General features: G+C 65.4%; 20 protein-coding genes. 11 read left to right on the top strand and 9 right to left on the bottom strand.

Going from position 1 to position 23103, the window contains the following annotated elements:
- Positions 1–6: 6 nt before the first annotated feature.
- Together E5X34_RS05805 and E5X34_RS05810 are read left to right on the top strand one after the other, a co-directional pair.
- Complete coding sequence (locus E5X34_RS05805) at positions 7–897, top strand: sugar ABC transporter permease (protein ID WP_292562154.1); 891 nt, start codon at positions 7–9, stop codon at positions 895–897.
- A complete protein-coding gene (locus E5X34_RS05810; protein WP_292562156.1) occupies positions 894–1754 on the top strand; it encodes a carbohydrate ABC transporter permease in 861 nt (286 codons plus the stop codon). The genes E5X34_RS05805 and E5X34_RS05810 overlap by 4 nt, the downstream gene beginning before the upstream one ends.
- A 39-nt stretch (positions 1755–1793) precedes the next feature.
- Here E5X34_RS05810 and E5X34_RS05815 read toward each other — a convergent pair whose 3' ends face one another.
- On the bottom strand, positions 1794–2453 hold the full coding sequence (locus tag E5X34_RS05815) for a methyltransferase domain-containing protein (protein WP_292562158.1): 660 nt from the start codon (positions 2451–2453) through the stop codon (positions 1794–1796).
- Between the two features lie 197 nt (positions 2454–2650).
- On the opposite strand from E5X34_RS05815, the gene E5X34_RS05820 reads away from it, so the two are divergent.
- Positions 2651–3277: a TetR/AcrR family transcriptional regulator gene (locus E5X34_RS05820; protein ID WP_292562160.1), complete on the top strand. Its 627-nt coding sequence runs from the start codon at positions 2651–2653 to the stop codon at positions 3275–3277.
- Between the two features lie 30 nt (positions 3278–3307).
- Here E5X34_RS05820 and E5X34_RS05825 read toward each other — a convergent pair whose 3' ends face one another.
- Positions 3308–4492 (bottom strand): Gfo/Idh/MocA family oxidoreductase, encoded by a 1185-nt coding sequence (locus E5X34_RS05825; RefSeq protein WP_292562163.1) that lies wholly within the window; start codon positions 4490–4492, stop codon positions 3308–3310.
- A gap of 212 nt (positions 4493–4704) precedes the next feature.
- On the opposite strand from E5X34_RS05825, the gene E5X34_RS05830 reads away from it, so the two are divergent.
- The 8 genes from E5X34_RS05830 to E5X34_RS05865 all read left to right on the top strand — a co-directional run bounded on the left by E5X34_RS05830 (position 4705) and on the right by E5X34_RS05865 (position 13755).
- Positions 4705–5604 carry a MurR/RpiR family transcriptional regulator gene (locus E5X34_RS05830; RefSeq protein ID WP_292562165.1) on the top strand — a complete coding sequence of 300 codons (900 nt, stop codon included), beginning with the start codon at positions 4705–4707 and terminating at the stop codon, positions 5602–5604.
- A 71-nt stretch (positions 5605–5675) separates the two neighbouring features.
- Positions 5676–6458: an SDR family oxidoreductase gene (locus tag E5X34_RS05835; protein WP_292562167.1), complete on the top strand. Its 783-nt coding sequence runs from the start codon at positions 5676–5678 to the stop codon at positions 6456–6458.
- On the top strand, positions 6455–7990 hold the full coding sequence (locus E5X34_RS05840) for a mannitol dehydrogenase family protein (RefSeq protein WP_292562169.1): 1536 nt from the start codon (positions 6455–6457) through the stop codon (positions 7988–7990). Before E5X34_RS05835 ends, E5X34_RS05840 begins: the two co-directional genes overlap by 4 nt.
- 19 nt (positions 7991–8009) lie before the next feature.
- On the top strand, positions 8010–8921 hold the full coding sequence (locus E5X34_RS05845; RefSeq protein WP_292562171.1) for a sugar phosphate isomerase/epimerase: 912 nt from the start codon (positions 8010–8012) through the stop codon (positions 8919–8921).
- An 88-nt stretch (positions 8922–9009) separates the two neighbouring features.
- Positions 9010–10044 (top strand): ABC transporter substrate-binding protein, encoded by a 1035-nt coding sequence (locus E5X34_RS05850; protein ID WP_292562173.1) that lies wholly within the window; start codon positions 9010–9012, stop codon positions 10042–10044.
- 200 nt (positions 10045–10244) lie between these two features.
- Complete coding sequence (locus E5X34_RS05855; protein ID WP_292562175.1) at positions 10245–11789, top strand: sugar ABC transporter ATP-binding protein; 1545 nt, start codon at positions 10245–10247, stop codon at positions 11787–11789.
- Positions 11786–12772, top strand: coding sequence for an ABC transporter permease (locus E5X34_RS05860; RefSeq protein WP_292562177.1), 987 nt, complete (start codon positions 11786–11788; stop codon positions 12770–12772). Before E5X34_RS05855 ends, E5X34_RS05860 begins: the two co-directional genes overlap by 4 nt.
- A complete protein-coding gene (locus E5X34_RS05865; RefSeq protein WP_292562180.1) occupies positions 12769–13755 on the top strand; it encodes an ABC transporter permease in 987 nt (328 codons plus the stop codon). The genes E5X34_RS05860 and E5X34_RS05865 overlap by 4 nt, the downstream gene beginning before the upstream one ends.
- A 24-nt stretch (positions 13756–13779) precedes the next feature.
- Here E5X34_RS05865 and E5X34_RS05870 read toward each other — a convergent pair whose 3' ends face one another.
- The 7 genes from E5X34_RS05870 to E5X34_RS05900 form a co-directional block, all read right to left on the bottom strand.
- A complete protein-coding gene (locus E5X34_RS05870) occupies positions 13780–16449 on the bottom strand; it encodes a nitrate reductase (protein ID WP_292562182.1) in 2670 nt (889 codons plus the stop codon).
- Positions 16450–16452: 3 nt separating this feature from the next.
- Entirely contained in the window at positions 16453–16782 is a 330-nt protein-coding gene (nirD, locus tag E5X34_RS05875; RefSeq protein WP_292562183.1) for a nitrite reductase small subunit NirD, read from the bottom strand.
- A 20-nt stretch (positions 16783–16802) separates the two neighbouring features.
- A complete protein-coding gene (gene nirB, locus E5X34_RS05880; protein WP_292562185.1) occupies positions 16803–19253 on the bottom strand; it encodes a nitrite reductase large subunit NirB in 2451 nt (816 codons plus the stop codon).
- Between the two features lie 13 nt (positions 19254–19266).
- Positions 19267–20568, bottom strand: coding sequence for a nitrate/nitrite transporter (locus tag E5X34_RS05885; protein WP_292562187.1), 1302 nt, complete (start codon positions 20566–20568; stop codon positions 19267–19269).
- A gap of 67 nt (positions 20569–20635) precedes the next feature.
- Positions 20636–20956, bottom strand: coding sequence for a hypothetical protein (locus E5X34_RS05890; RefSeq protein WP_292562189.1), 321 nt, complete (start codon positions 20954–20956; stop codon positions 20636–20638).
- A 209-nt stretch (positions 20957–21165) separates the two neighbouring features.
- Positions 21166–22392 (bottom strand): CmpA/NrtA family ABC transporter substrate-binding protein, encoded by a 1227-nt coding sequence (locus E5X34_RS05895; protein ID WP_292562191.1) that lies wholly within the window; start codon positions 22390–22392, stop codon positions 21166–21168.
- Entirely contained in the window at positions 22389–22991 is a 603-nt protein-coding gene (locus E5X34_RS05900) for an ANTAR domain-containing response regulator (RefSeq protein WP_292075243.1), read from the bottom strand. The genes E5X34_RS05895 and E5X34_RS05900 overlap by 4 nt, the downstream gene beginning before the upstream one ends.
- Positions 22992–23103: the final 112 nt, after the last annotated feature.

A 23103-nucleotide genomic window follows, 5' to 3' on the forward strand; every position in this document is an offset into this window, starting at 1 on the left:
AGGTGAATGGCCAAAGCTTTTCGTGCCTCGGCGGGCATCATGCTTGCGCCCGCCGTGACATTGATCGGCGTGTTCGTGCTGTTGCCGATGCTGCTCACCGTCTGGCTGTCCTTCCAGGACTGGTCGACGCAGACGCCCTTTTCCGAGGCGAGCTTCGTCGGCTTCGGCAATTTTAACGAGATCTTCGGCCCCACCTCGGTGGGCCGTGACTTCAAGACCGCGCTCCTCAACACCGCGATCTACACCGCGCTGTCGGTCGCCCTCATCCTGCCGCTGTCGGTCGTCTTCGGCCTGCTGGTCTATCAGCGCGAGGTCGCCGGCGGCACGGCGCTGCGCACCGTGCTGTTTTCGACCTACATGGTGCCGATGATCGCGGTGGCGCTGGTCTGGTCGAAGCTCTATTCGCCGAGCGAGGGCCCGCTCAACCAGTTGCTCGGCCTGATCGGCATCGGTCCGCAGCCCTGGCTCTCCTCGCCGCGCTCGGCCCTGGTCTCGATCGTTCTGCTCAACGTGTGGCAGCAGGTCGGCTATTTCACCGTGCTCGCCATCGCCGGGCTGACGCAGATTCCCGGCAGCCTCTATGAGGCCGCGACGCTCGACGGCGCCAACGGCCGCGAGCAATTCCGCTTCATCACCTTGCCCCTGCTTCGCCGCACGCTTCTCTTCAGCGCCGTCATCGCCATCATCAACGCCGTGCAGGTGTTCGAGCCGGTGGCGCTGATCACGCAAGGCGGGCCGGTGGGCTCCACCAATGTGCTCACCTACCATATCCGCCGCGTCGGCATCGAGCGCGCACAGGGCGGTCTCGGCTCGGCCATGGCGGTGACGCTGATGCTGTCGCTGATCGTCTGCGTCTCGGCGCTGTTTGCCTTCGTCAACCGCAAGGACAGCGAATGAGCCCGGCTACCCGATCGCTGTCACGCAAGCGTCCTTCCGGCCGCAAGGCGCTGCTTGCAACGGCCATGCTGCTGGTCGCGGTTGCCTCTGCTTTCCCGCTCGCCTGGATGGTGCTGTCCAGCCTGAAGACGCCGGCCGAGACAATGCAGGTGCCGCCGGTCTGGATCCCGCGCACGCCGACTTTGGAAGCCTATGAGAAGGTCGCCGGCGTCATCAATGTCGGGCGCTCGATGTGGAATTCGCTTATTATCGCCTCGGTCACCACCGCCGGCATCCTGGTCACCAGCATGATGGCCGGCTACGCCTTCGCCAAATACTCCTTTCCCGGCCGCTCGCTGCTCTTCTCGGTGCTGATCGCCACCATGTTCCTGCCGCCGATCGTGACGCTGATCCCGCTCTACCGCATGGTCGGGTCGCTCGGTTTGAGCGCCAGCCTCGCCGGCATCATCGTGCCCAACCTCGCCAACGCCTTCGGCATCTTCCTGATGCGCCAGTTCATCGCCGGCGTGCCAGACGACCTCATCGACGCCGCCCGCATGGACGGCGCCTCAGAGCTGCTCATCCTGTTCAAAATCGTGGCGCCGAGCGTGGCGCCAGCGATCGCAGCGCTGGCGCTCTTCGCCTTTGTCTATCACTGGAACAGTTACCTTTGGCCGCTGACCGTGCTGCAGGGCAATGCCGACGCCTACCCGATCGTCATCAGCCTCAGCCGGCTTCTCAGCTACAACCGCGGCGCCGTCAACACCGGCCTGGTGATGGCGGGCGCGACGCTCGCCGTGCTGCCGCCGCTGGTGCTCTTCGTCTTGCTGCAGCGCTTCTTCGTCGATTCGATTGTGGGATCCGCGATCAAGGGATAAGTCGAGATCAGCACACACCCGTCGGCCAGACGGCAATCTTCAAGATCTGACGCCGCGTAGATAATGCAGGCCGAGCCAGCCGAGCGGGCCGCCTTCGATGCGCTCGAAGCCCGCCGCCGCCAGCGGTTCTCGGAGGCGATGCAGGTCGAACTGGCCATGCAGACCGTGCTTTGCCGACATGTGTCCGCGCTCGCTGATGGGGCCAGCATAGTCGATCAGCAACAGGCGTCCGCCCGGGGGAAGAACACGAGCGGCCTCGTGCAGGCAAAGGCTGCGTCGCGCTTCCGGCACCATGTGCAGCACCGTGGTGAAAGTGACGACGTCAAAGCGACCGTCCTCGAACGGCAGACTGGCCCCATCAGCATGATGAAAAGGAATTTCGAGGCCCGCTCGGCTGGCCTTGCGGCGAGCGGCGGCAAGCATCTTTTCAGAGACGTCGACGCCAACCACCGATCCGCCGGGCTGCACGCGGCGCCAGGCGGAAATCGCCTGCGTGCCGGTGCCGCATCCGACGTCCAGCAGTTGGAAACCGGGTGCCAGATCGGCCAGATCGAGCAAAGCCTCCCGGTAGGATCTGTCACGCCCTCGGGTCAACATGAGGACCAGCAGATCGTAGAGGCGCGGAAAGCCGATACCTCTGTTGGCTTCAGGGCCGATTGCCGCCCCGGCGGCACGTATTTCGCTTCGCATGTGGTGCATGTCCCGTTCTTTCCTCGTAGCCCGAGAGTGGCCAATGCCGCGCTAGGGCCTGTAATTTCGAAACAGATCGTATGATAATGGACAGCTTGTTCGGGATTTTCGACGAACGAAGCGGATAGAAAGTTCGTTAGCGGACGATCCGAGCCCGTTGTCTCGGAAAAGTCGCCCATCCATATGCAGAGCGAAGGAGGCTGCCCATGCCCCGGGAGATCGACCGGCGGTCCGCCCGGACCCGCAAAGCCCTTCACCAGGCATTGCTGGAACTGATGCTGCGCAAGGGCTACGAGGCCCTTTCGGTGCAGGACATTATCGACGAGGCCGATGTGGGCCGGTCGACCTTCTACGCGCACTACACCAGCAAGGAGGACCTGCTGCGCAGCGGCTTCCACATGCTTCGGGAGGAACTCACGGAGGCGCAGTCGGCATCGCACGCCCGAGCCGAAGCGTCGCGCGACGATCCGCTACGCTTCAGCGCGGCCATGTTCGAGCATGCGGCCCGCTACGCCGACCACTTCCGGACGATGATCGGCGGGCGAGGCGGTGCCGTGGCGGAGAACGAGATCCGCCTGATCCTATCGGATATGGTGCGGCAGGAACTGTCCTCCACTCTCCAGGACGGCACCATTCCGCGCGACTTCGTCGTGCAATTCGTCGTCGGCGCTTTCCTCACGGCGCTGAACTGGTGGTTCGAGCGGAAGCCGAAACTGTCGCCATCAGAGGTCGACGCCATGTTCCGCAGCCTGGTGCTCGGCGGGCTGGCACAGATGATCACCAAAGAGCGCCGGCAGGCCGCTCGGCCCGCTGCCGGTCGCGACAACGATTGATTGGTCTCGAGGTCGCAAGAGACGCAGCGCTTATCCAAAGCGCGCAGTCGTCCAAGCCCCTCCCGCCGCATTCGACTCCACCGCCGCGGCGACGAACTTCACACCCCGCGCCCCGTCGACCACATCGGGCACCTGCGCCGCGCGGCCCGCATCGACCGTTCCGCCCTTGCGGTGCGAGCGAATGATGTCGGCGGCGTCGCGGTAGAAATTGGCGAAGGCCTCGATATAGCCTTCCGGATGCGCCGCCGGCATGCGCGAGACGCGCCTCGCTTCCGCTGTCGAGCCATGGCCGCCGCGCACCAGCGTGCGGGTTTCCTCGCCATAGGGCGAGAAGCGCAGTTCCTCCGGTCGCGATCCAGACCATTCGAGCCCGGCCTTCTCGCCATAGATGCGCACCGAGAGGTCGTTGTAATGGCCGGGCGAGGTCTGGCTGGCGAGGATCGTGCCGCGCGCCCCGCCCGACCAGCGCATCAGCACATGCGCGTTGTCGTCGAGGCGACGCCCGGGCACGGCGGTGAACAGGTCGGCCGAAACCGCCTCCGCTTCGAAACCGGAAATGAAGCTTGCCAGGTTGAAGGCATGCACGCCGATATCGGCAAGCACGGCCGACTGGCCGGCGCGCGCCGGATCGGTGCGCCATTCGGCCTGCTTCTGACCCTCGGCGTCGATCGGCCTGGTCAGCCAGTCCTGGATATAGGCGCCATGCACCGACACGATGCGGCCGAGCTCGCCCGCCGCCACCATCTCGCGGGCCTGGCGCACCATGGCGTAGCCGGTGTTGTTGAGCGTGACGACAAAGCGGCGCTTCCGCGCTTTGGTCAACGCAACCAGCGCCTCGGCCTCGGCAAGCGTCGTCGACAGCGGCTTGTCGCAGATGACGTCGATGCCGGCCTCGAGGAAGGCCGTTGCGATCGGCGCATGCAGATGGTTGGGCGTGACGATGACCACCGCCTCGATACCGTCCGGCCGTGCCGCTTCGGCCTTGGCCATGCCATGGTAGTCGGCATAGCTGCGCTCGGGCGCAATGCCGATCTCGGCGGCAGACGCCGCGGCATTCTCCGGATCCGAGGACAACGCGCCGGCGACCAGCGCGATCTGGTCGTCGAGCCGCATGGCCAGGCGATGCACGGCGCCGATAAAGGCATTGCGGCCGCCTCCGACCATCCCGACCCGAAGGCGTTGGCGCGTGGCTCCGTCCGCTGTTGCATAGACCATGATTGCGATTATCCTCCCCAAGTTTCGATATGCCGGTCGGTGTGGATGTTGTGACCGGGCGACGGTATTTTCGAATGATATTTCTATTTTTTGTTTTGTAAAACGATTGTGCCGCGTTAGCTTTTTACCCTCGGTCCAGGTGACGGACCGCATCCGGTGGGCAGGGATCGGATTATGCATCCGATGGTTGGGGTCACGATGAGGCATATCCTATGAGCGGCCGCGGCAAGGTGGCCGACGAGCCGTCCTCGCATAGCCTGGAGACGGCAGCGAGGAAGAGGAGCCGATCACTGGCAGCGCTTGGCTACACCAAGCCGCAGACCTACGAAGAGCTGCGTGCGGTGCTTTCGTCAGGCACCGTGCATTTCCCGAAACGGCTTCGCCAGGTGGCGATCTTCCTCTGGCAGCATCCGAGCGAAGTTGCGTTGGGCACGATCGCGCAGGTGGCGGAGCAGGCCGGCGTGCAGCCCTCGACCCTGGTGCGCTTCGCGCAGATCTTCGGCTATTCGGGCTTTTCCGATTTCCAGCTCCTGTTCAAGGACCGCATGAAGGGCTCCTGGCCGGAGACACAAGGCAGCCCCGACAGGGCCGAGGAGCCGAATGCCGACCTGCATTTCCTCAGCGGCATGGTCGGCGCCTGCCAGGCCTCGCTCGGCCGCATCGGCAACAATTTCGATATCGCCGCTTTCGAGGGGATGGTCGATCATTTGGCGGCGGCCGATCTGATCTACGTCATCGGCAGCAAGCGCGCCTTTCCCGTCACCACCTATCTGTCGCTGACGCTGTCGCAGCAGGGCGTGCGCAATGTGCTGGTCGACAATGTCGGCTCGACCGCGCTCGACCAGGTCGGCTGCATCACGCCGCGCGACGCGGTGCTCGCCGTCTCCTTCAGTCCCTATAATTCGATCACGCCCGACCTCGTCGCCGTCGCGCATGAGCGCAAGGCGCGCATCCTCGCCATCACCGACAGCACATTTTCGCCGCTGGCAAAACTCTCCGACACCTGGCTGGAAGTGGTCGAGCAGGATTTTGGCGGCTTCCGTTCGCTAGCCGCCTCGCTCGCGGTCGGCATGGCCTTGGTCCACGGCGTCGTCGCGCGCCGGACAGGCTGACCGGCGCGGTTGACTAAAAGGAACTATCGTTCCATATTCTAAAAAATGGAAACTTTGTTCCGGGAGGAGGAATGGAGGTTCGTCTCGACGGCAAGGTGGTGCTGGTCACCGGCGCGACGCAAGGCATCGGCCGGGCGATCGCCGACACGCTTGCGCGCTCCGGCGCCGCCGGCCTGCTGATCACCGGCCGGGACCAGAAGCGCGGCGATGCTGTCGCCGCCGAGCTTGCAGCCATGGGCACCCCTGCCGCCTTCGCTTCCGCCGACCTCGGCGATCCCGAAGCTCCTGCGCGGCTGGCGCAAGCCTGCATTGAACGCTTCGGCCGCATCGACGGTCTCGTCAACGCCGCCGGCCTCACCGATCGCGCGTCCTTCACCGACGCCAGCCTCGACGATTGGGCGTCGCTGTTTGCGGTTAACGCCCGCGCGCCCTTCTTCCTGATGCAGGCGGCGATCGCCGACATGAAGAAACGCGGCCAGGGCGGCGCCATCGTCAACATCCTGTCGATCAACGCGCATTGCGGCACGCCGGAGCTTGCCGTCTATTCCGCCACCAAGGGCGCGCTGGCGACGCTGACCAAGAACGCCGCCAACGCCCACCGCTTCGACCGCATCCGCGTCAACGGCATCAATGTCGGCTGGACCGACACCCCGGCCGAACGGATCATGCAGGCCGACACGCTCGGCCAGGGTCCAGGCTGGCTCGACGCCGCCAACGCAACGCAGCCCTTCGGCCGGCTGTTCTCCGTGACCGACATAGCCAATCTTGCCGTCTTCCTGCTCTCCGACGCGGCCGGCCCGATGACCGGCACGCTGGTCGACCAGGAGCAATGGGTGATCGGAGCCAACCGGTGAGCGCGTCATCGCCCGAAAGCCTCAGCCCTGCCCTGCTCGGCCGTTTGCCATCCGAAGTCCGCAAGCCGGCTTACAATCGCGCAGCACTCAAGCCAGGCATCGCCCATATCGGCGTCGGCGCCTTCCACCGCTGCCACCAGGCCGAATACACCGACGACCTCTTGGCGAAGGATTTCGATCGCTGGGGACTGGTCGGCATCAACATCCGCCCGCCTCTTCTTTCCGACACGCTGGGGCAGCAGGACGGTCTCTACACGCGGCTGATCCACCAGAACGACGAAGTCGAGGCGCGCGTCATCGGCAGCATCATGCGCGTCGTCGACAGCCAGGACAATGCCGCGCCGGCGCTGGACGTGCTCGCCTCGCCCGAGATCGAGATGGTCACCATGACGGTGACCGAGAAAGGCTATTGCCACATCCCGTCGAGCGGCGCGCTCGACCTTGAGCATCCCGATATCGTCCACGATCTCGCCAATCCGGAAACGCCGCGCAGCGTGCCCGGCATCCTGGCACGGGCGCTGGAACTGCGCATGGCCTCGCATGGCAGGCCGGTGACGCTGCTCTCCTGCGACAACATCCCGACCAACGGCACCATCCTGGGCAATGTCGTGCGTGCATTCGCAGAGCGGCGCGGCGGGAAGCTGGCGGACTGGATCGAAGCCAATGTCGCCTTCCCTTCGGCCATGGTCGACCGCATCGCGCCGGCGACGACCGCGGCCGATATCGATACGGTCGAGCAGCGCTATGGCTACCATGACAGCGCCTTGGTGGTCGGCGAGCGTTTCCGCCAATGGGTGATCGAGAACCGCTTCGCCGGACGCGTGCCGCGCTGGGACCTTGTCGGCGCGGCCTTCGTCGACGATGTCACGCCGTTCGAGCATCTCAAGATGCGGGTGCTGAACGGCGCCCAGACGACGCTCAGCTATCTCGGGGTTCTGGGCGGTTTCGAGCACACTTTCGAGGCGATAGCCAACCCGCTTCTGGCAGGCTTCGTCCGCCGCATGCTGACCGAGGAAACACTGCCGACGCTGATGCCGGTCCCCGGCATTGCGCCCGCGGCTTATGTCGAGCAGAGCCTGTCGCGGCTCACCAACACCGCGATCCGCCATCGCAACCACCAGATTGCTACAGACGGCTCGCAGAAGATCGTGCAGCGCCTGCTCAACCCGATCCGCGACCGCCTGGTGAAGGGCTTAAGTGTCGAGCTTCTTTCGGTTCCAGTGGCAGGCTGGATGGCCTACCTGATCAAGGCATCCGCGCGCTTCGGCCGCGCCTGGCAGGTGTCCGACCCCTTTGCCGAAAGAATTGCGACAATCGCCGACCGCGTTGGTTCCGACAGCAAACTGCTCGCCGACGCGATCCTCGCCATCGACGCCATCTTCGACCCGTCCTTGGCCGCCAACGCGACTTTCCGCGCGCATGTCGTCGCCGGCCTCGACGGCTTGCTCTCGAACGATCCGATGGGCTTTGTCAGACAAGTCTGCTCTGGGCCAACGGATGCGCGGTTGAAGCAGCCGGCTCGATCTGCATAGTTTGGTATTGGGAGGCATCATGAAACTTGGACTGCTCACGGCACCATTTCCGGATACTGCTCTCGGCGAGGTCGCCGACTGGGCGCGTTCGGCCGGTTTCGAGGCGCTGGAAATCGCCTGCTGGCCGAAGACTTCCGGGGCCAGCCGCCGCTATGCCGGCACCAGCCATATCGACGTGGACATCCCCGCCGCTGAAGCCAAGGATATTGCCGCCGGGCTTGCCGGCAAAGGCCTGGCCATCTCCGGCCTCGGCTTCTACCCCAACCCGCTCCATCCCGATCGGGCACATCGCGAAGCGGTGATCGATCACCTGAAGAAGGTGATCGTGCTGGCGAGCCGCATGGGGGTCTCGCTGGTCAACACCTTCTGCGGCGGCGACGCCTCGAAGACTGTCGACGCCAATTGGGAAGACGCGCAAAAGGTCTGGCCGGCGATCATCGCTCACGCCCGCGAACACGGTGTGAAACTCGCTTTCGAGAACTGCCCGATGATCTTCAGCTATGACGAATGGCCGGGCGGGCACAACATCGCCTACTCGCCCTATGTCTGGCGCCGCATCCTCGAAGCCTGGGGCGGCGATGTCGGCATGAATTTCGACCCCTCCCATCTCGTCTGGCAGATGATCGACAAGGAGCGCTTCATCCGCGAGTTCGGCAAGAGCATGCTGCATGTGCATGCCAAGGACCTGATGATTGATCATGATGGTTTGTACGAGCGCGGAATCCTTTCCGCTGGCATAGGCTGGCAGGTGCCGCGCATGCCGGGGCTTGGGGACATCGATTGGAGCAGGATTTTTTCGGGCCTCTACCGGGCCGGTTATGACGGGCCGGTCATCATCGAGCATGAGGACCGGCGCTTCGAGGGGACGGATGAAAAGGTCAAGCGCGGCTTCCTGCTTGCCCGCGACGTGCTGCGCCCCTTCATCAAATAACGAAAGCTCGGCGCCGACCATGTCGGCGCCCTGGAACTGAACTGAACAATCGACTGAACTGAAAAGATCAATGTGGAGGAGTACTGACATGAAAAGACATCTGACCGTGGCCTCGCTACTTGCCGGCGCCGCCTTGCTCGCCTCGGTAGGCGCCTCGGCCGCCGCCGGCAAATACACGATCGGCATTTCCAACACCGTGCAGGGCAATGGCTGGCGCGAGGAAATGATCTGCGCGATGAAGGCGCAGGCGCTCGCTTCCGGTGAAGTGGCGAAGCTCAACATCGCCCACCGGAACACCGACGCCGCCGGCCAGCTCGAAGACATCCGCAACCTGATCAGCGCCAAGGTCGATGCCATCGTCGTCAACCCGGCCGATCCGGCCGGCATCAAGGCAGGCCTCGAGGAAGCCACCAAGGCCGGCATCGTCGTCGTCGCCGTCGACCAGGCGGTGACCGAACCGTCCGCCTACATCATCTCCAACAACCAGGAGCAGTATGCCTATTTGGGGGCCAAGTGGCTGTTCCAGCAGATGGGCGGCAAGGGCGAGGTGTTCTATATGCGGGGCGCCGCCGGCGCTTCGGCCGACAGCGATCGCGACAAAGGCTTCAAGAAGGCGCTCGCCGAATTCCCCGACGTGAAGGTCGCGCAGGAAGTCTTTACCGGCTGGCAGCAGGATCAGGCGAAGCAGCAAATCCTGTCCTTCCTCGCCACCGGCACGCCGATCAACGGCATCTGGACCTCCGGCATCGACAACGTCATCGTCGACGCGCTGGTCGAGCAGCAGGCGCCGATGGTGCCGGTCGTGGGCGCTGACAATGCCGGCTTCGTCGGCCAGTTGAGCTCGGTCAAGGGCCTGGTGGGCGCGGCCGTCACCAATCCCGGCTCGATCGGCGGGGCCGGCGTGACGCTGGCGCTGCAGATCCTCGACGGCAAGAAGCCGGCGCAGCAGACCGTGCTGGTCGAGCCGCAGCTTTGGGAAAACGCCACCGAGGAAGGCAAGGCCAAGCTGAAGAGCGTCGTCGACCCCTCGCTCAGCCCCGAATGGCCGGTCTCGATCTCGATCCCGGACTGGACGACCTACACCAAGGACCAGATCGTGGCCTGCAAGGGCCCGGGCGAATAAGGGCCTGATCCGAACGCAAGCGCAGGGCGCCGGACCAAGGTCTGGCGTCCTTGCCATTTGATTTGGCACGCATAGTTTGAGCCTTCGAGCAATTCCAGGAAAAGTGTGAGCGGTTTTCCGTCCGGAATTGCGTAAAAACAAAAGGATAGAGCGGTTCGCCGTTTCCGTGAAACGGTGAAACGCTCCAGATCGAGAACGCTTTGACCACCAGCCCTCTCCTCGACGCCACCAGCGTGGCTAAGAATTACGGCGCGGTTGCCGCGCTGCGCAACGCTTCGCTGTCCGTGCTGCCGGGTGAAGTGCATGCGCTGATGGGCGCCAACGGCGCCGGCAAGTCGACGCTGGTGAAGATCCTGACCGGAGCGATCAAGGCGGATGCCGGGCGCATCCTGATCCGCGGCCAGCAGTTGGATGTCCGCTCCCCCGCCGCCGCCCGCCGCGCCGGCCTGCTGCCGGTGTACCAGGAACCTTCGCTGATCCCCGATCTCGACGTGCTCTCCAATCTCAGGCTCACCGGCACGCCGGTCGAACCCTTCCGCGCCTGGGTGCGCGAGCTCGGCATTCCCGACCTCGACATCCGCGAGACGGCCCGCCATATCCCTCTGGCCATCCTGCGCGTGCTCGACCTCGCGCGCGCTCTCGCCGTCGAGCCCGATGTGCTGCTGCTCGACGAGATGACCGCGGCGCTGCCGGCGAACCTCGCCGAAAAAGTGCTGGAAGTCGTGCGCCGCCAGGGTGACGCCGGCCGCTCGGTCATCTTCATCTCGCACCGTTTCGTCGAGATCTCCGCGCTCTGCGACCGCGCCACCGTGCTGCGCGACGGCGCCACCGTCGGCGTCGTCGACATCGAGCCGGGCGTCGAGGAAAGAATAGTCGAGATGATGCTCGGCACCCGCATCGAGAAGACACGCATCGCCGCGCGCGCGCCGAATGAGGTGGCGGTTGCGGCCGGCGGCCGTCCGCGCCTGTCCGTCCGCAACCTGCAGCTCGGCACCAAGCTCAACGACGTCTCCTTCGATCTCGCCAATGGCGAGGTCGTCGGCGTCTTCGCGCTCGAAGGCCAGGGCCAGGACGAGCTCTTCGCAGCGCTTGCCGGCTCGATCCGCCCGACCGGCGGCACGATCGACGTCGACGGCGCGCCGGTGAAATTCTCGCATCCGAGCGACGCCATCCAGGCCGGCATCGCCTATGTGCCGGGCGACCGCACCGAGGCCTTGGCCATGCAGCGTTCGGTGCGTGAGAACATCGCGCTGCCCTTCAGCGCCGGGCTGCGCAAATGGGGGCCGATCCGCATGCGCCGTGAGCAGGTGGTGGTTTCCGGCGCCATCGGCAGATTGCAGATTGATACCCGCGCCCAGGGCGAGGTGCAACGCCTTTCCGGCGGCAACCAGCAGAAGGTGACCATCGCCCGCTGGATCGCCGCCAACGCCCGCACCATTCTCTGCTTCGACCCGACGCGCGGCATCGATGTCGGCACCAAGCAGGAAATCTACAAGCTGTTGCGTGAGCTCGCCGGCCAAGGCAAGTCGGTATTGTTCTACACCTCCGAAATGGAAGAGGTGCAGCGCGTCTGCGACCGTGTCATCGTCATCTTCGGCGGCCGCGTCGTCGACACTTTCCCGGTGGAAGAAGCCGACGAGCCGGCGCTGATGCGTGCCGCCTACGGCCTGCCGCGCGGCGCCAAGGCCGATGTCGGCATCCTTGCCGAAGTCAGGCCCGCCTCCGATGCGGAGGCCGCGTCATGAGCCGCTTCATCCGCAACCAGGGCTGGGTCGCCGGCTTGTTCGCCCTGCTGATCTTTCTCTTCGTCATCACCAAGCTGATCCAGCCGGGCTATGGCAGCGGCGACTTCGGCTCGCTGGCGCGGGCAGTCCTGCCTTACGCCTTCGCGGTCGCCGCGCAGACCGTCGTCGTCATCGCCGGCGGCATCGACCTGTCGGTCGCCGCCATGATGGCGCTGACCAGCGTCACCGCCGCTTCGATGATGAACGGCGCCACCGAGGAATATGCGCTCTTCGTCGTGCCCTTCGTGCTGGCCATGGGGCTGGTGCTCGGCGCGCTGAACGGTGTCCTGATCGTCGTGACCCGGGTGCCCGACATCGTTGTCACCCTGGCCATGCTGTTCGTGCTGCAGGGCGCGGCGCTCCTCGTGCTCGGCGCTCCCGGAGGCGCAGCCGCCGAATGGCTTAAGGCGAGCGTCATCGGCACGGTGCCGGTCCCCGGCCTGCCGGACTGGGCCGATGCCTGGGTACCGAAGGCGCTGGTGCTGCTCGTCGTATGCCTCTGCGTCGTGTGGATTCCGCTCAGGCGCTCACGCCTCGGCCTCTCCATCTACGCCATCGGCAGCAACGAGCTCGCCGCCTTCCGCAGCGGCGTGCCGGTGGCCCGCACCAGGATCATCGCCTACGCGCTCTCCGGCCTGTTCGCGGCGCTCGGCGGCCTGTCGCTGACCATCAGCACCGGCATTGGCGCGCCCATCCCCGGGCCTTACCTGCTCGCCAGCGTCGCCGCCGTGGTGCTGGGCGGCGTCGCGCTCGGTGGCGGCAAAGGGGGCCTGCTCGGGCCGATTATCGCCGTCTTCGTGCTGAGGCTGGTGCGCACGGACCTGACGCTTCAGGCCATCGATCCGAATGTCACCGCGATCATCGAAGGCGCAATCATGGTCGCGGTCGTGATGTTCGGCGCCTTCATCACCATGCGGAGCCGCCCGGCAGGAGCAACGCCATGACCGACATCGCGACCATGCCCCGGCCCGTTTCGTTCGGCCGCCGCCTGAAGCGCTTCATGGCGGACCGGCCGCTGATCCCGCTGATCATCCTTTTGATCGTTCTCGTGGTGATCCTGCAGATCCTGCGTCCCGGCATCGTCAACGAGCGCTGGCTCGCCAACACGGCGAAGTTCGCCATTCCGCTGGCGATCCTCGCCGGCTGCCAGACCATGACCATGCTGACCGGCGGCATCGACCTTTCCGTCGGCACCGTGGCGACGATGAGCGCCTTCATCATGGCCACCCAGATCGTCAACCAGGATCCGACGGTGGCTTTCCTGCTCGCCATGCTGCCCGCCGTGCTGATCGGCCTCGTCAACGGCATCGGCGTCGGCGTGTTCCGGGTGCATCCGCTGATCATGACGCTCGGCACCAGCCTGATCGGCACCGGCTTCCTGCAGGTCTACCAGCGCACAGTGATCGCATCCGGCGCCAAGATCCCGGATTTCCTCAACTGGCTGGGCACCGGCGTCACCTACGGTTTTCCCAACGCGCTTCTCCTGTTCGTGCCGGTGGCGGTGCTGATTGTCTTAATGCTGAACCGCACCGGCTTCGGCCGCCTGCTCTACGCCGTAGGCGACAATGAACGCGCCGCAAGGCTGTCCGGCGTCCGCTACTGGCAGGTGATCACGGCGCTCTACATCCTCTCAAGCCTGCTCGCCGGCATCACCGGCCTGCTCTATATCGGCCTGATCAAGGCGCCCTCGCTGTCGCTCGCCGAGCCGCTGGTGCTGCCTTCGGTGGCCGCCGCGGTCATCGGCGGCACCTCGATCTTCGGCGGCCGCGGCGGCTACACGGGCACCATCATCGGCGCGCTCATCCTGACCGTGCTGACGACGCTGCTCACCATCCTGCAGATGCCCGAAGGCGGCCGCCGCATCCTGTTCGGCTTCATCGTGCTGTTCGTGACGGCAGCCTATCTGCGGATTATCGAGGACCGGTAGAACCGGTCGAACGGCAGGCACAGCTCACTCCGCCGCTTGCACGTGCCGGCCGTCGATGATCGCCCTGATCTCGGAGCGGCAGGAGCCGCAATTGGTGCCCGCGCGCAACGTCGCGCCGATGGCCTCAAGGCTGTCGCATCCCGAAGCAACCGCCGACGCGATTTGGTTGACGCCGACATGGAAGCACGCGCACACGACCCGCCCGATCGCAGGCATAGGTACGGGCGAGCGGCCGGACAGAAGCGCGCGGCGGTCGGCCGTCGACAACGGCTGGCGCGTGGCGAGCAGCGACACCAGCCAGTCGCGCGTCGGCAACTGGTCCGGGCCGGCGACCAGCAGGGCTTCCGCCATGGCGCCCCCATCGTCGATGGCTGCTGCGCGATAAGAGAGCCCGCGGCGATCAGTGTATTCCAGAAGCTGATCCTGCCGCTGGGCAGCGAGCAGCTTGCTCGCCAGGAGAATGCCCTGATCCGGCGGCTCGGTTCCGGTCAGTTCGTAGACCCAGCCGCCCGCGACCGCTTGCCGGCTCCAGTGAACGAAACCCGTCGGCCGCAGATCACGGCGTGTGATGAGCACTCCGGCCCAGCCGGTCTCTTCCCGCACGATCCTGACCGGGACATGCTTGAGCTCCGGTTGGCCGGAATGCGGATCGGTGACCGGCGAGGACAGCAGACCGGCGGCGGCCCTGGCCGCAAACTGCCCGCTCCAATGCATGGGCAGGAAAGCATGGCCGCCCCGCTGCGCGTTCGAAACCCGCACTCTCGCCCGAACGAAGCCGAAGCGGGTTGAAAGATGAGCGAGGTCGCCATCCTTGAGGTGTCGCGCGGCCGCATCCGCCGGATGGAGATCGACCGCCGGCTCCGGCACGTTAGCCATCAAACGCGGCACATTCCCGGTGCGAGTCATCGTGTGCCACTGGTCGCGCAGCCGGCCGGTGTTCAGGGCAAGCGGATAATCGGCATCGACGTTGAAGGCGGTTGCCTCCTGCCGCACCGCCACGAAGCGCGCGCGCCCGTCGGGCGTCGGGAAACGGCCGTCGCCGAACAATCTCGTCTCGCGCTCGTGCCGGTTCGAAGCGGGCCAGTGGCGTGGTGCGAAGGCATCGTAATCCGTGTCGCTAAGGCCGGTCAGCCCGCCAAGATCGAACAGCCGCGCGCCGCTATTCTCGAAAGCAGACAGCGCGGCGTGCTCGCGGAATATCTCTGCCGGTGTCTTGTAGGCGAAGGCGTCGCCCAAGCCCATGCGGGCGGCGACATCGCAGACGATGCGCCAGTCGGCTCTCGCCTCGCCCGACGGCGGCAGGAACGGTCGCAGGCGCGAGATACGCCGTTCCGAATTGGTGACCGTGCCGTCCTTCTCGCCCCAGGCGGCGGCCGGCAGCAGCACGTCGGCATAGCGCGTGGTGTCGGTGCGGGTGACATCCGAGACCACGACGAAATCGCATTTGGACAGAGCGGCTCGCACGCGCGTAGCGTCCGGCATGGAGACCGCGGGATTGGTGCCCATCACCCACAGCGCCTTGATGCGGCCGTCGGCGACCGCCTGGAACAGGTCCACGGCTTTCAGGCCGCCGCGCCGCGCGATGTCGGGCGCCCTCCAGAAGCGGGACACGCGGTCGATGTTGGCCTCGTCCGCAAAGTCCATATGCGCGGCAAGCTGGTTGGCCAGGCCACCCACCTCGCGGCCGCCCATCGCGTTCGGCTGCCCGGTGACCGAGAACGGCCCCGTGCCGGGCTTGCCGATGCGGCCGGTGGCGAGATGGCAGTTGATGATGGCGTTGACCTTGTCGGTTCCATGCGCCGATTGGTTCACACCCTGGCTGTAGACGGTAACCGTATGGTCGGTCTCGGCGAAGAGATCATAGAAGGCTTGGACGTCGGCGGCCGACAATCCGCAGCCTTTCGCGACACGCGCGATCGACGGCGCATCGGCGCCGGCCAGGGCGGCCGCGGCGTCGAAGCCCGAGGTGCTGTCGCGGATGAAATCGGCATCGATCTTTCCGCTCTGGACGAGATGCGCGAGCAGCCCGTTGAACAACAGCACGTCCGTGCCTGGATCGAGCGCCAGATGCAGGTCGCACTCGTCAGCGGTCGCGGTGCGGCGGGGGTCGATGACGACGATTTTCGTTCCACGCTCCCGGCGCGCCGCAAGCATGCGCTGGTAGAGCACGGGATGGCACCATGCGGTGTTGGAGCCGGTGAGCACGATGAGATCGGCGCACTCGAAATCCTCATAGATGCCCGGAACGATGTCCTCACCAAAGGCGCGGCGGTGGCCGGCGACGGACGACGCCATGCAGAGCCGTGAATTGGTGTCGATATTGGCCGAGCCGACAAAACCCTTCATCAGCTTGTTGGCGACGTAATAGTCCTCGGTGAGCAACTGGCCGGAGACGTAGAAGGCGACCGAGTCCGGTCCATGCTCGGCGATGGCTCGCGAGAATTTTTCGGCCACGAGGTCGAGCGCTTCGTCCCAGTTCGCTGGCTTGCCGAGAATTTCCGGCCGCAGCAAACGGCCTTCGAGGCCGAGCGTCTCGGCAAGGGCGGAACCCTTCGAGCACAGGCGGCCGAAATTGGCCGGATGGTCGGGATCGCCGCGGACGGCTGTCGTGCCGTCCGCGGCGACCTTGGCCAGCACGCCGCAGCCCACCCCGCAATAGGGGCAGGTGGTCCTCACCTCGCGCGCTTCCTCCATGCCTCAGGCCGCTTTCGAGGCCAGCGCCTCGAGCGCGATGAACAGCCGTCCGCCCTCGACCTTGACCGGGATCGTTCGTACCGCGCCCTCGTCGGCGCCGAGCGCCTTGCCCGTCTCCAGCGAGATCACCCAATTGTGCAGCGGGCAGGTCACCGCCGCGCCATGGACGATGCCTTGGCTGAGCGGCCCGCCCTTGTGCGGGCAATGGTCGTCGATGGCGAAGACCTGGTCGTCCGCCGTGCGGAAGATCGCGATCTTGCCCTGCGGCGTTGCCACGCAGCGCGCCCCGCGCGGTGGAATATCCGCGATGGTGCCGATGGCGATCCAGTTCATGCCGTCTCTTTCCTGCCGACTCACTCCGCCGCCTCCGCGAACCCGACCGACGCCATCGGCCGGAACTCATGCTTGTCCTTGCCGGAGACGCGCTCCGACCATGGATCGACCTGCGCGAATTTCTGGCTGAAGACGAAGCGCTCGAAATAGGCCCGGCGCTTCTCGGCATCGTCGAGGATCTGCTTCTGGATCTCGGCGGTGCCGATGCGCTTGGCCCATTTGTAGATGCGCTCGAGATAGCGGGCTTGCTCGCGATACATCTGGACGAGCGCCACGATCACCTCCAGCGCCTCGTCCTCGGTCTTCACCAGTCCGAGCACTTCCGTGCCCTTGATGTCGAGACCGGCGGCGCCCGCGAAATGGATCTCGTAGCCGGAATCGACGCAGACCACGCCGACGTCCTTGCAGGTCGCCTCCGCGCAGTTGCGCGGGCAGCCCGACACCGCCATCTTCACCTTGGCCGGCGTCCACGACCCCCACATGAATTTCTCGATGCGGATGCCGAGCCCGGTCGAATCCTGCGTGCCGAAACGGCACCAGTCGGTGCCGACGCAGGTCTTCACCGTGCGCAGGCCCTTGGCATAGGCATGGCCCGAGACGAAGCCGGCCTTGCCGAGATCGGCCCACACCGCCGGCAGGTCTTCCTTGCGGATACCCAGCATGTCGATGCGCTGGCCGCCGGTGACCTTGACCATCGGGATCTCGAACTTGTCGACGACATCGGCAATGGCGCGCAATTCGTTTGCGCTGGTCACTCCGCCCCACATGCGCGGCACCACCGAATAGGTGCCGTCCTTCTGGATGTTGGCGTGGACGCGCTCATTGATGAAGCGCGACTGATAGTCGTCGGCATATTGGTCGGGCCAGTCGCAGACCAGATAATAGTTGAGCGCCGGCCGGCATTTGGCGCAGCCGCAGGAGGTCTTCCATTCGAGCTCCTGCATGATGGCCGGAATTGTCTTCAGGCCCTTCGCCTTGATCAGGCGCCGCACGTCGTCATGGCCGAGGCCGGTGCAGCCGCACATCGGCTGCACCGCCGCAGGATTGTACGCTTCGCCCAGCGTCAGCTTCAGCAGCTGTTCGACCAGACCCGTGCATGAGCCGCATGAGGCCGAGGCCTTCGTATGCGCGCGCACATCGTCGAGACCGGTCAGCCCCTTGGTCGTGATCGCGCCGGTGATCTTGCCCTTGCAGACGCCGTTGCAGCCGCAGATTTCCGCATCATCCGCCAGTGCCGCAACGGCCGCCAAAGGGTCCGAGGAAACGCCTCCCTGGAACGCCTGGCCGAAGATCAGCGTATCGCGCATCTGAGAGATATCGGTGGCCTTCTTCTTGAGGTCGTTGAACCAGGCGCCGTCACCCGTCTCGCCGAACAGCACCGTGCCGATGATGCGGTTGTCCTGCAGCACGAGGCGCTTGTAGATGCCGGCGGATGCGTCGCGCAGGATGATCTCCTCGCGATCCTCGCCATCGGCGAAATCGCCCAGCGAATAGAGGTCGATACCGGTGACCTTGAGCTTGGTCGGCGTGTCGGAATGGACGAAGCGCCTGTCCTCGCCATCCGCCAGCCCGGCGGCCGCGACGCGCGCCATCTCGTAGAGAGGCGCAACCAGTCCGTAGACATGGCCGCCGACTTCGGCGCATTCGCCGAGCGCCATGATCGCGGGATCGGAGGTCAGCATGCGGTCGTCGACGACGATGCCGCGATTGACCTCAAGCCCGGCATCCTTGGCCAAAGCGGTGCTCGGGCGGATGCCGACCGCCATCACCACCAGCGTTGCCGGGATGATCGTGCCGTCCATCAGCTCCACACCCTCGACCTTGCCGTTGCCGACAATCGCCTTGGTGTTAGCCTTGGTCATGACCTTGATGCCCCGCGCCTCGACGGCCTTCTGCAGCAGGTATCCGGCGGCCGGGTCGAGCTGGCGCTCCATCAGCGTCGGCATGACGTGGAGCACTGTGACGTCCATGCCGCGTTCCTTGAGCCCTGCCGCGGCTTCGAGGCCGAGCAGGCCGCCGCCGATGACGACCGCCTTGGCGCGCGACTGGGCCGCGAGCAGCATGGCGTTGACGTCGTCGAGATCGCGATAGCTGAGCACGCCCGGCAAGTCCTTGCCCGGCACCGGAATGATGAACGGCACCGAGCCGGTGGCGATGACCAGCCGGTCGTAGCTCTCGGTCACGCCGTGGTCCGAGGTGACGGTCTTGGCCTCGCGGTCGATCGCGACGATGCGGTGGCCCTTGTAGAGGGTGATGCCATGCTTGATATACCAGCCGTCGCCATGGATGACGATTTCCTCGAACGCCTTCTCGCCCGACAGCACCGGCGACAGCATGATGCGGTCATAGTTCACGCGCGGCTCGGCGTTGAAGATGGTGACGGCGTAGCGGTCGGGCGCTTCCTCCAGCAGGTGCTCCAGCATCCTGCCCGGCGCCATGCCGTTGCCGATGATGACGAGTTTTTGGCTCATGTCGCTCTCCGGTCTATTCGGCGGCGTAGGAAAGGGACGATGTCTTGACGGCGGCCTGGCGCTCCATCCGGCGGATGCTGAAGTGCATCCAGACCAGACAGGACAAGACGATCACGAAGAGCAGCATGAAGCAGCTCGACCAGACGCCGGTGAGGTCGTTCAGCGCGCCGAAAACGATCGGCAGGATGAAGCCGCCAAGGCCGCCGATCATGCCGACCACGCCACCGACCGCGCCGACGCTCTGCGGATAATAGGCAGGGATGTGCTTGTAGACGGCGGCCTTGCCGAGGCTCATGAAGAAGCCGAGCACGGAGGCGACGGCGATGAAGGCGAGCGGGCCGATCTCGAAGTGGAACGGGATCGGCCCGCTGATGCCGCGCACCACGTAATCTGCCGAGGGGAGAGACAGAACGAGGGTCGCGACGGCAGAGACGCTGAAGGTCCAATAGAGCACGGTGCGGGCACCGATGCGGTCGGACAGCACGCCGCCATAGGCGCGGAAGATGCTTGCGGGGATCGAATAGGCGGCGCCGATCATGCCGGCGGTGGCGATGCCAAAGCCGTAGACGCCGATCAGGTAGCGCGGCAGCCAGAGCGACAGCGCCACGAACGCGCCGAAGGCGAAGAAATAGTAGAAGGCGAAGCGCCAGACCTGCAGGTTCTTCAGCGGCGCGAATTCCTGCCAGAAGCTCCTCGCCGGCGCCGCCTTGCCGGCACGGCGCTCGCGGATGACCGGATCGTCGTTGGTGGTGAACCAGAAGACGATCGCCATGACGACCAGCGCCGCGGCCCAGATCAGCGCCACCGACTGCCAGCCCCAGGCAAGCAGCACGAGCGGCGCCAGGAACTTGGTGACCGCCGCGCCGACATTGCCGACGCCGAAAATGCCGAGCGCCGTGCCTTGTCTGCCAGCAGGGAAGAAGCGCGAGACATAGGCGACGCCGACGGCGAAGGAGCCGCCTGCAAGGCCGACGCCGAGCGCGGCGACCAGCATCTGCTGATAGGTATGCGCGAAGGCGAGCAGGAAAGTCGCGACCGCGGCGGCAAGCATCGTCAGAGTGTAGACTAGGCGTCCGCCATAACGGTCGGTCCAGACGCCGAGCACCATGCGCACGAGCGAACCGGTGAGGATCGGCGTGCCGACGAGCAGGCCGAACTCGGTCTCGTTGAGGCCGAGCTCTTGCTTGATGCGCACGCCGATGATGGAAAAGATCGTCCACACCGCGAAGCAGACGGTGAAGGCGATGGTGGACATGACGAGCGCCTGCCGGGGAGCACTGTCCTGGCTGGGCGCGGCTGGGAGGTTTGCGGTCATGGTCGGCTCCGGTTTGCGGCGCAGGGCGGCGCGCCGTGTGTTGTGTTGATCAGCGGCGTGGCATCCGTCAGCGCGCCGAGACTTGTGGGCTCATTTGCAGCACCTTGGCCTCGGTTTCGTGATTGGCGGGAAACAGCAGCATTGCGGCAGCGAAGAGCACCGCAGTCAGCGCGCTGCTCAGCAGGAAATCGCGGCGGGCGAAATCCTTGAGGGATGTCGTTGCGATCCATGTTGCCATCGTCGTCTCCCGTTGAGCGCCGCTTGGGGCCAGCGCCGTCGATTGCGTGTCGGCCAAAACGAAAAAAGCTGCCGTCCAGGCCCCCTCGCGTCCGTACATCCGGGATCGCGTGTTGACCTGAGCGGCAGCTTTGCCTGTGGCGCCCGCCATTGGACGCCTGTTCTGTTGCCCACGAGGGCTCGGTTATTTCAAAGCATGAAGCGTGCCAGTTTAACGAGAGATCAGAATTTCATTTAAAATCAACATGCTAACACAATGGGCCTGCGGCGGAGCCAAGCTGCAACGCGGTCAAACATTGATCAATGGCATGGACGTGCCGCACAAATTTTGTGCATCGCACAAGACTGATGCGGAAATGATCAGGCGCGTTTCTGGCCGGCAATGTAGGCGTCGATCCGGTCCGGATCGAAGATCTGGCCGTCGAAAAATCCGTCGGGACCAAGCACCAGGCTCGCCCCCGCCGAACCGACCGGCGTCGCAACCTTCAGCGCCCCTTCGACCTTGGCATTGGCGCCGGGCAGCGCCACGCCGAGCGGTTTCAGCGCCGAGCGGTAGAGATCGGGCCGATAGCAGTCGCGGGCGATGGCGAGGTTCTGCGGCGTGTGCGGCAACTGTCCCCAGCGCACCATTTGCGTGTAGAACCACAGCGCATGGCTCTTCCAGGGGAAGTTCGCCGCCTTGTCGAAGGGCAGGAAGAAATCCTCGACGCTCCGCTCGACGCCGCCGCCAAGCTGAAGGCGTCCGGTGAGCGCCGGCATCTGGATCGCCTCCGGCTGGCCAAGGAAGGCGGGCCTCGCCATCAGCACGGCCAGCTCGCCGCGGTTCGCCGGGTCTTGGCACCAGCGTGCGGAATGATGCAGTGCCCTCAAGAGCGCCGCCATCGCCTCTGGATTCTCCTCCGCCCACACCTTACGCGCGCCGATCACCTTCTCCGGGCTGTTGCGCCACAAAAGCGCTTTGACGGTGACGATGTGGCCGGTGCCGGCCGCCACGGCCGCGCTGTTCCAGGGCTCGCCGACGCAATAGCCGTCGATGCGGCCGGCAGCCAGCGCATCGGCCATGAAGGGCGGCGGCACGATGACGATCTCGATGTCGCAGTCGGGATCGATGCCGCAGGCGGCAAGCCAGTAGCGCAGCTCGTAATTATGCCCGGAATGCGGATGCACGACAGCGAAACGCAGCGGCTCGCGGCCGGCACGCGCCCGCTCGCGGATCAGCGCGCCAAGCGCTGCCCCGGCGCGCCCCGGATCGAGGTCGGGCGCAGCACCTTGCGCTGCCATGCCGTCCCAAACCGCGTTGGACACGGTGATGCAGTTGCCGCCGAGCCCGAGCGAGAAGGGCACGATGGTCTCCGAGGCAAGCGGAGTCAGCCCGAGGCTGCAGGCGAGCGGCATCGGCCCCAGCATATGGGCGACGTCGAAATGGCCGATGGCGATGCGGTCCCGGATATTGGCCCAGGACGTCTCGCGCTGCAGCTTGAGCTCGATGCCCTCGCGGGTGGCAAAGCCCATCTCGCCGGCCACGACCAGAACGGCGCTGTCGAAGAGCGGCATGAAGCCGGCGGTGATTTCGTGCGCCATGCTCATTCGCCCTCCAGCGGTCCCAGCAAGCCCGCCGCCGTCACCAGGCTCTGGGCGATCTCGGCGATCTTGCGGTTCTGGTTCATGGCGGTCTTGCGCAGAAGCGTGTAGGCCGCCTCCTCGCTCAAGCCCCGCGACTTCATCAATATGCCCTTGGCCCGGTCGATGACCTTGCGATTCTCCAGCTCGCTGCGCGCCTCCTCCAATTCGCGCGCCATGCGCGAGAAGGCGTTGAAGCGGCTGATCGCCATGTCGAGGATCGGCTTGATGCGTTCCTTCTTCAGTCCGTCGACGACATAGGCGGACACGCCCGCATCGACCGCGGCCTCGATCGAGGCCTGGTCGGAGCGGTCGACGAACATGGCGATCGGCCGCTTCACCGCGCGCGACAGCTGGAACATGTTCTCCAGCATGTCTCGGTTGGGATTTTCCAGATCGATGACGATGACGTCCGGCTCGATCTCGGCGATGCGCCGGGCAATGCCGGCCACGTCATGGATCACCGTGACTTGCCGATGGCCGGCATCCCGCAACCCGGCCTCTATGATCGAGGCCCGGATGCGGTTCTCGTCGATAACAAGGATGGTCAACGAACCGGTGGACATGCGCCTATTGTGCAGCCAGACCGCAATTGTGCAATGCGGCGATCGACGGATTGGTTTCCATCCGATCGTCGAGGCACGGGCTGCGACGCTTTCGCGTCCCGGCCTGCGTTGC

Source organism: Mesorhizobium sp., from assembly GCF_004963255.1.
In the GTDB taxonomy this organism is placed as follows: Bacteria; Pseudomonadota; Alphaproteobacteria; order Rhizobiales; family Rhizobiaceae; genus Mesorhizobium.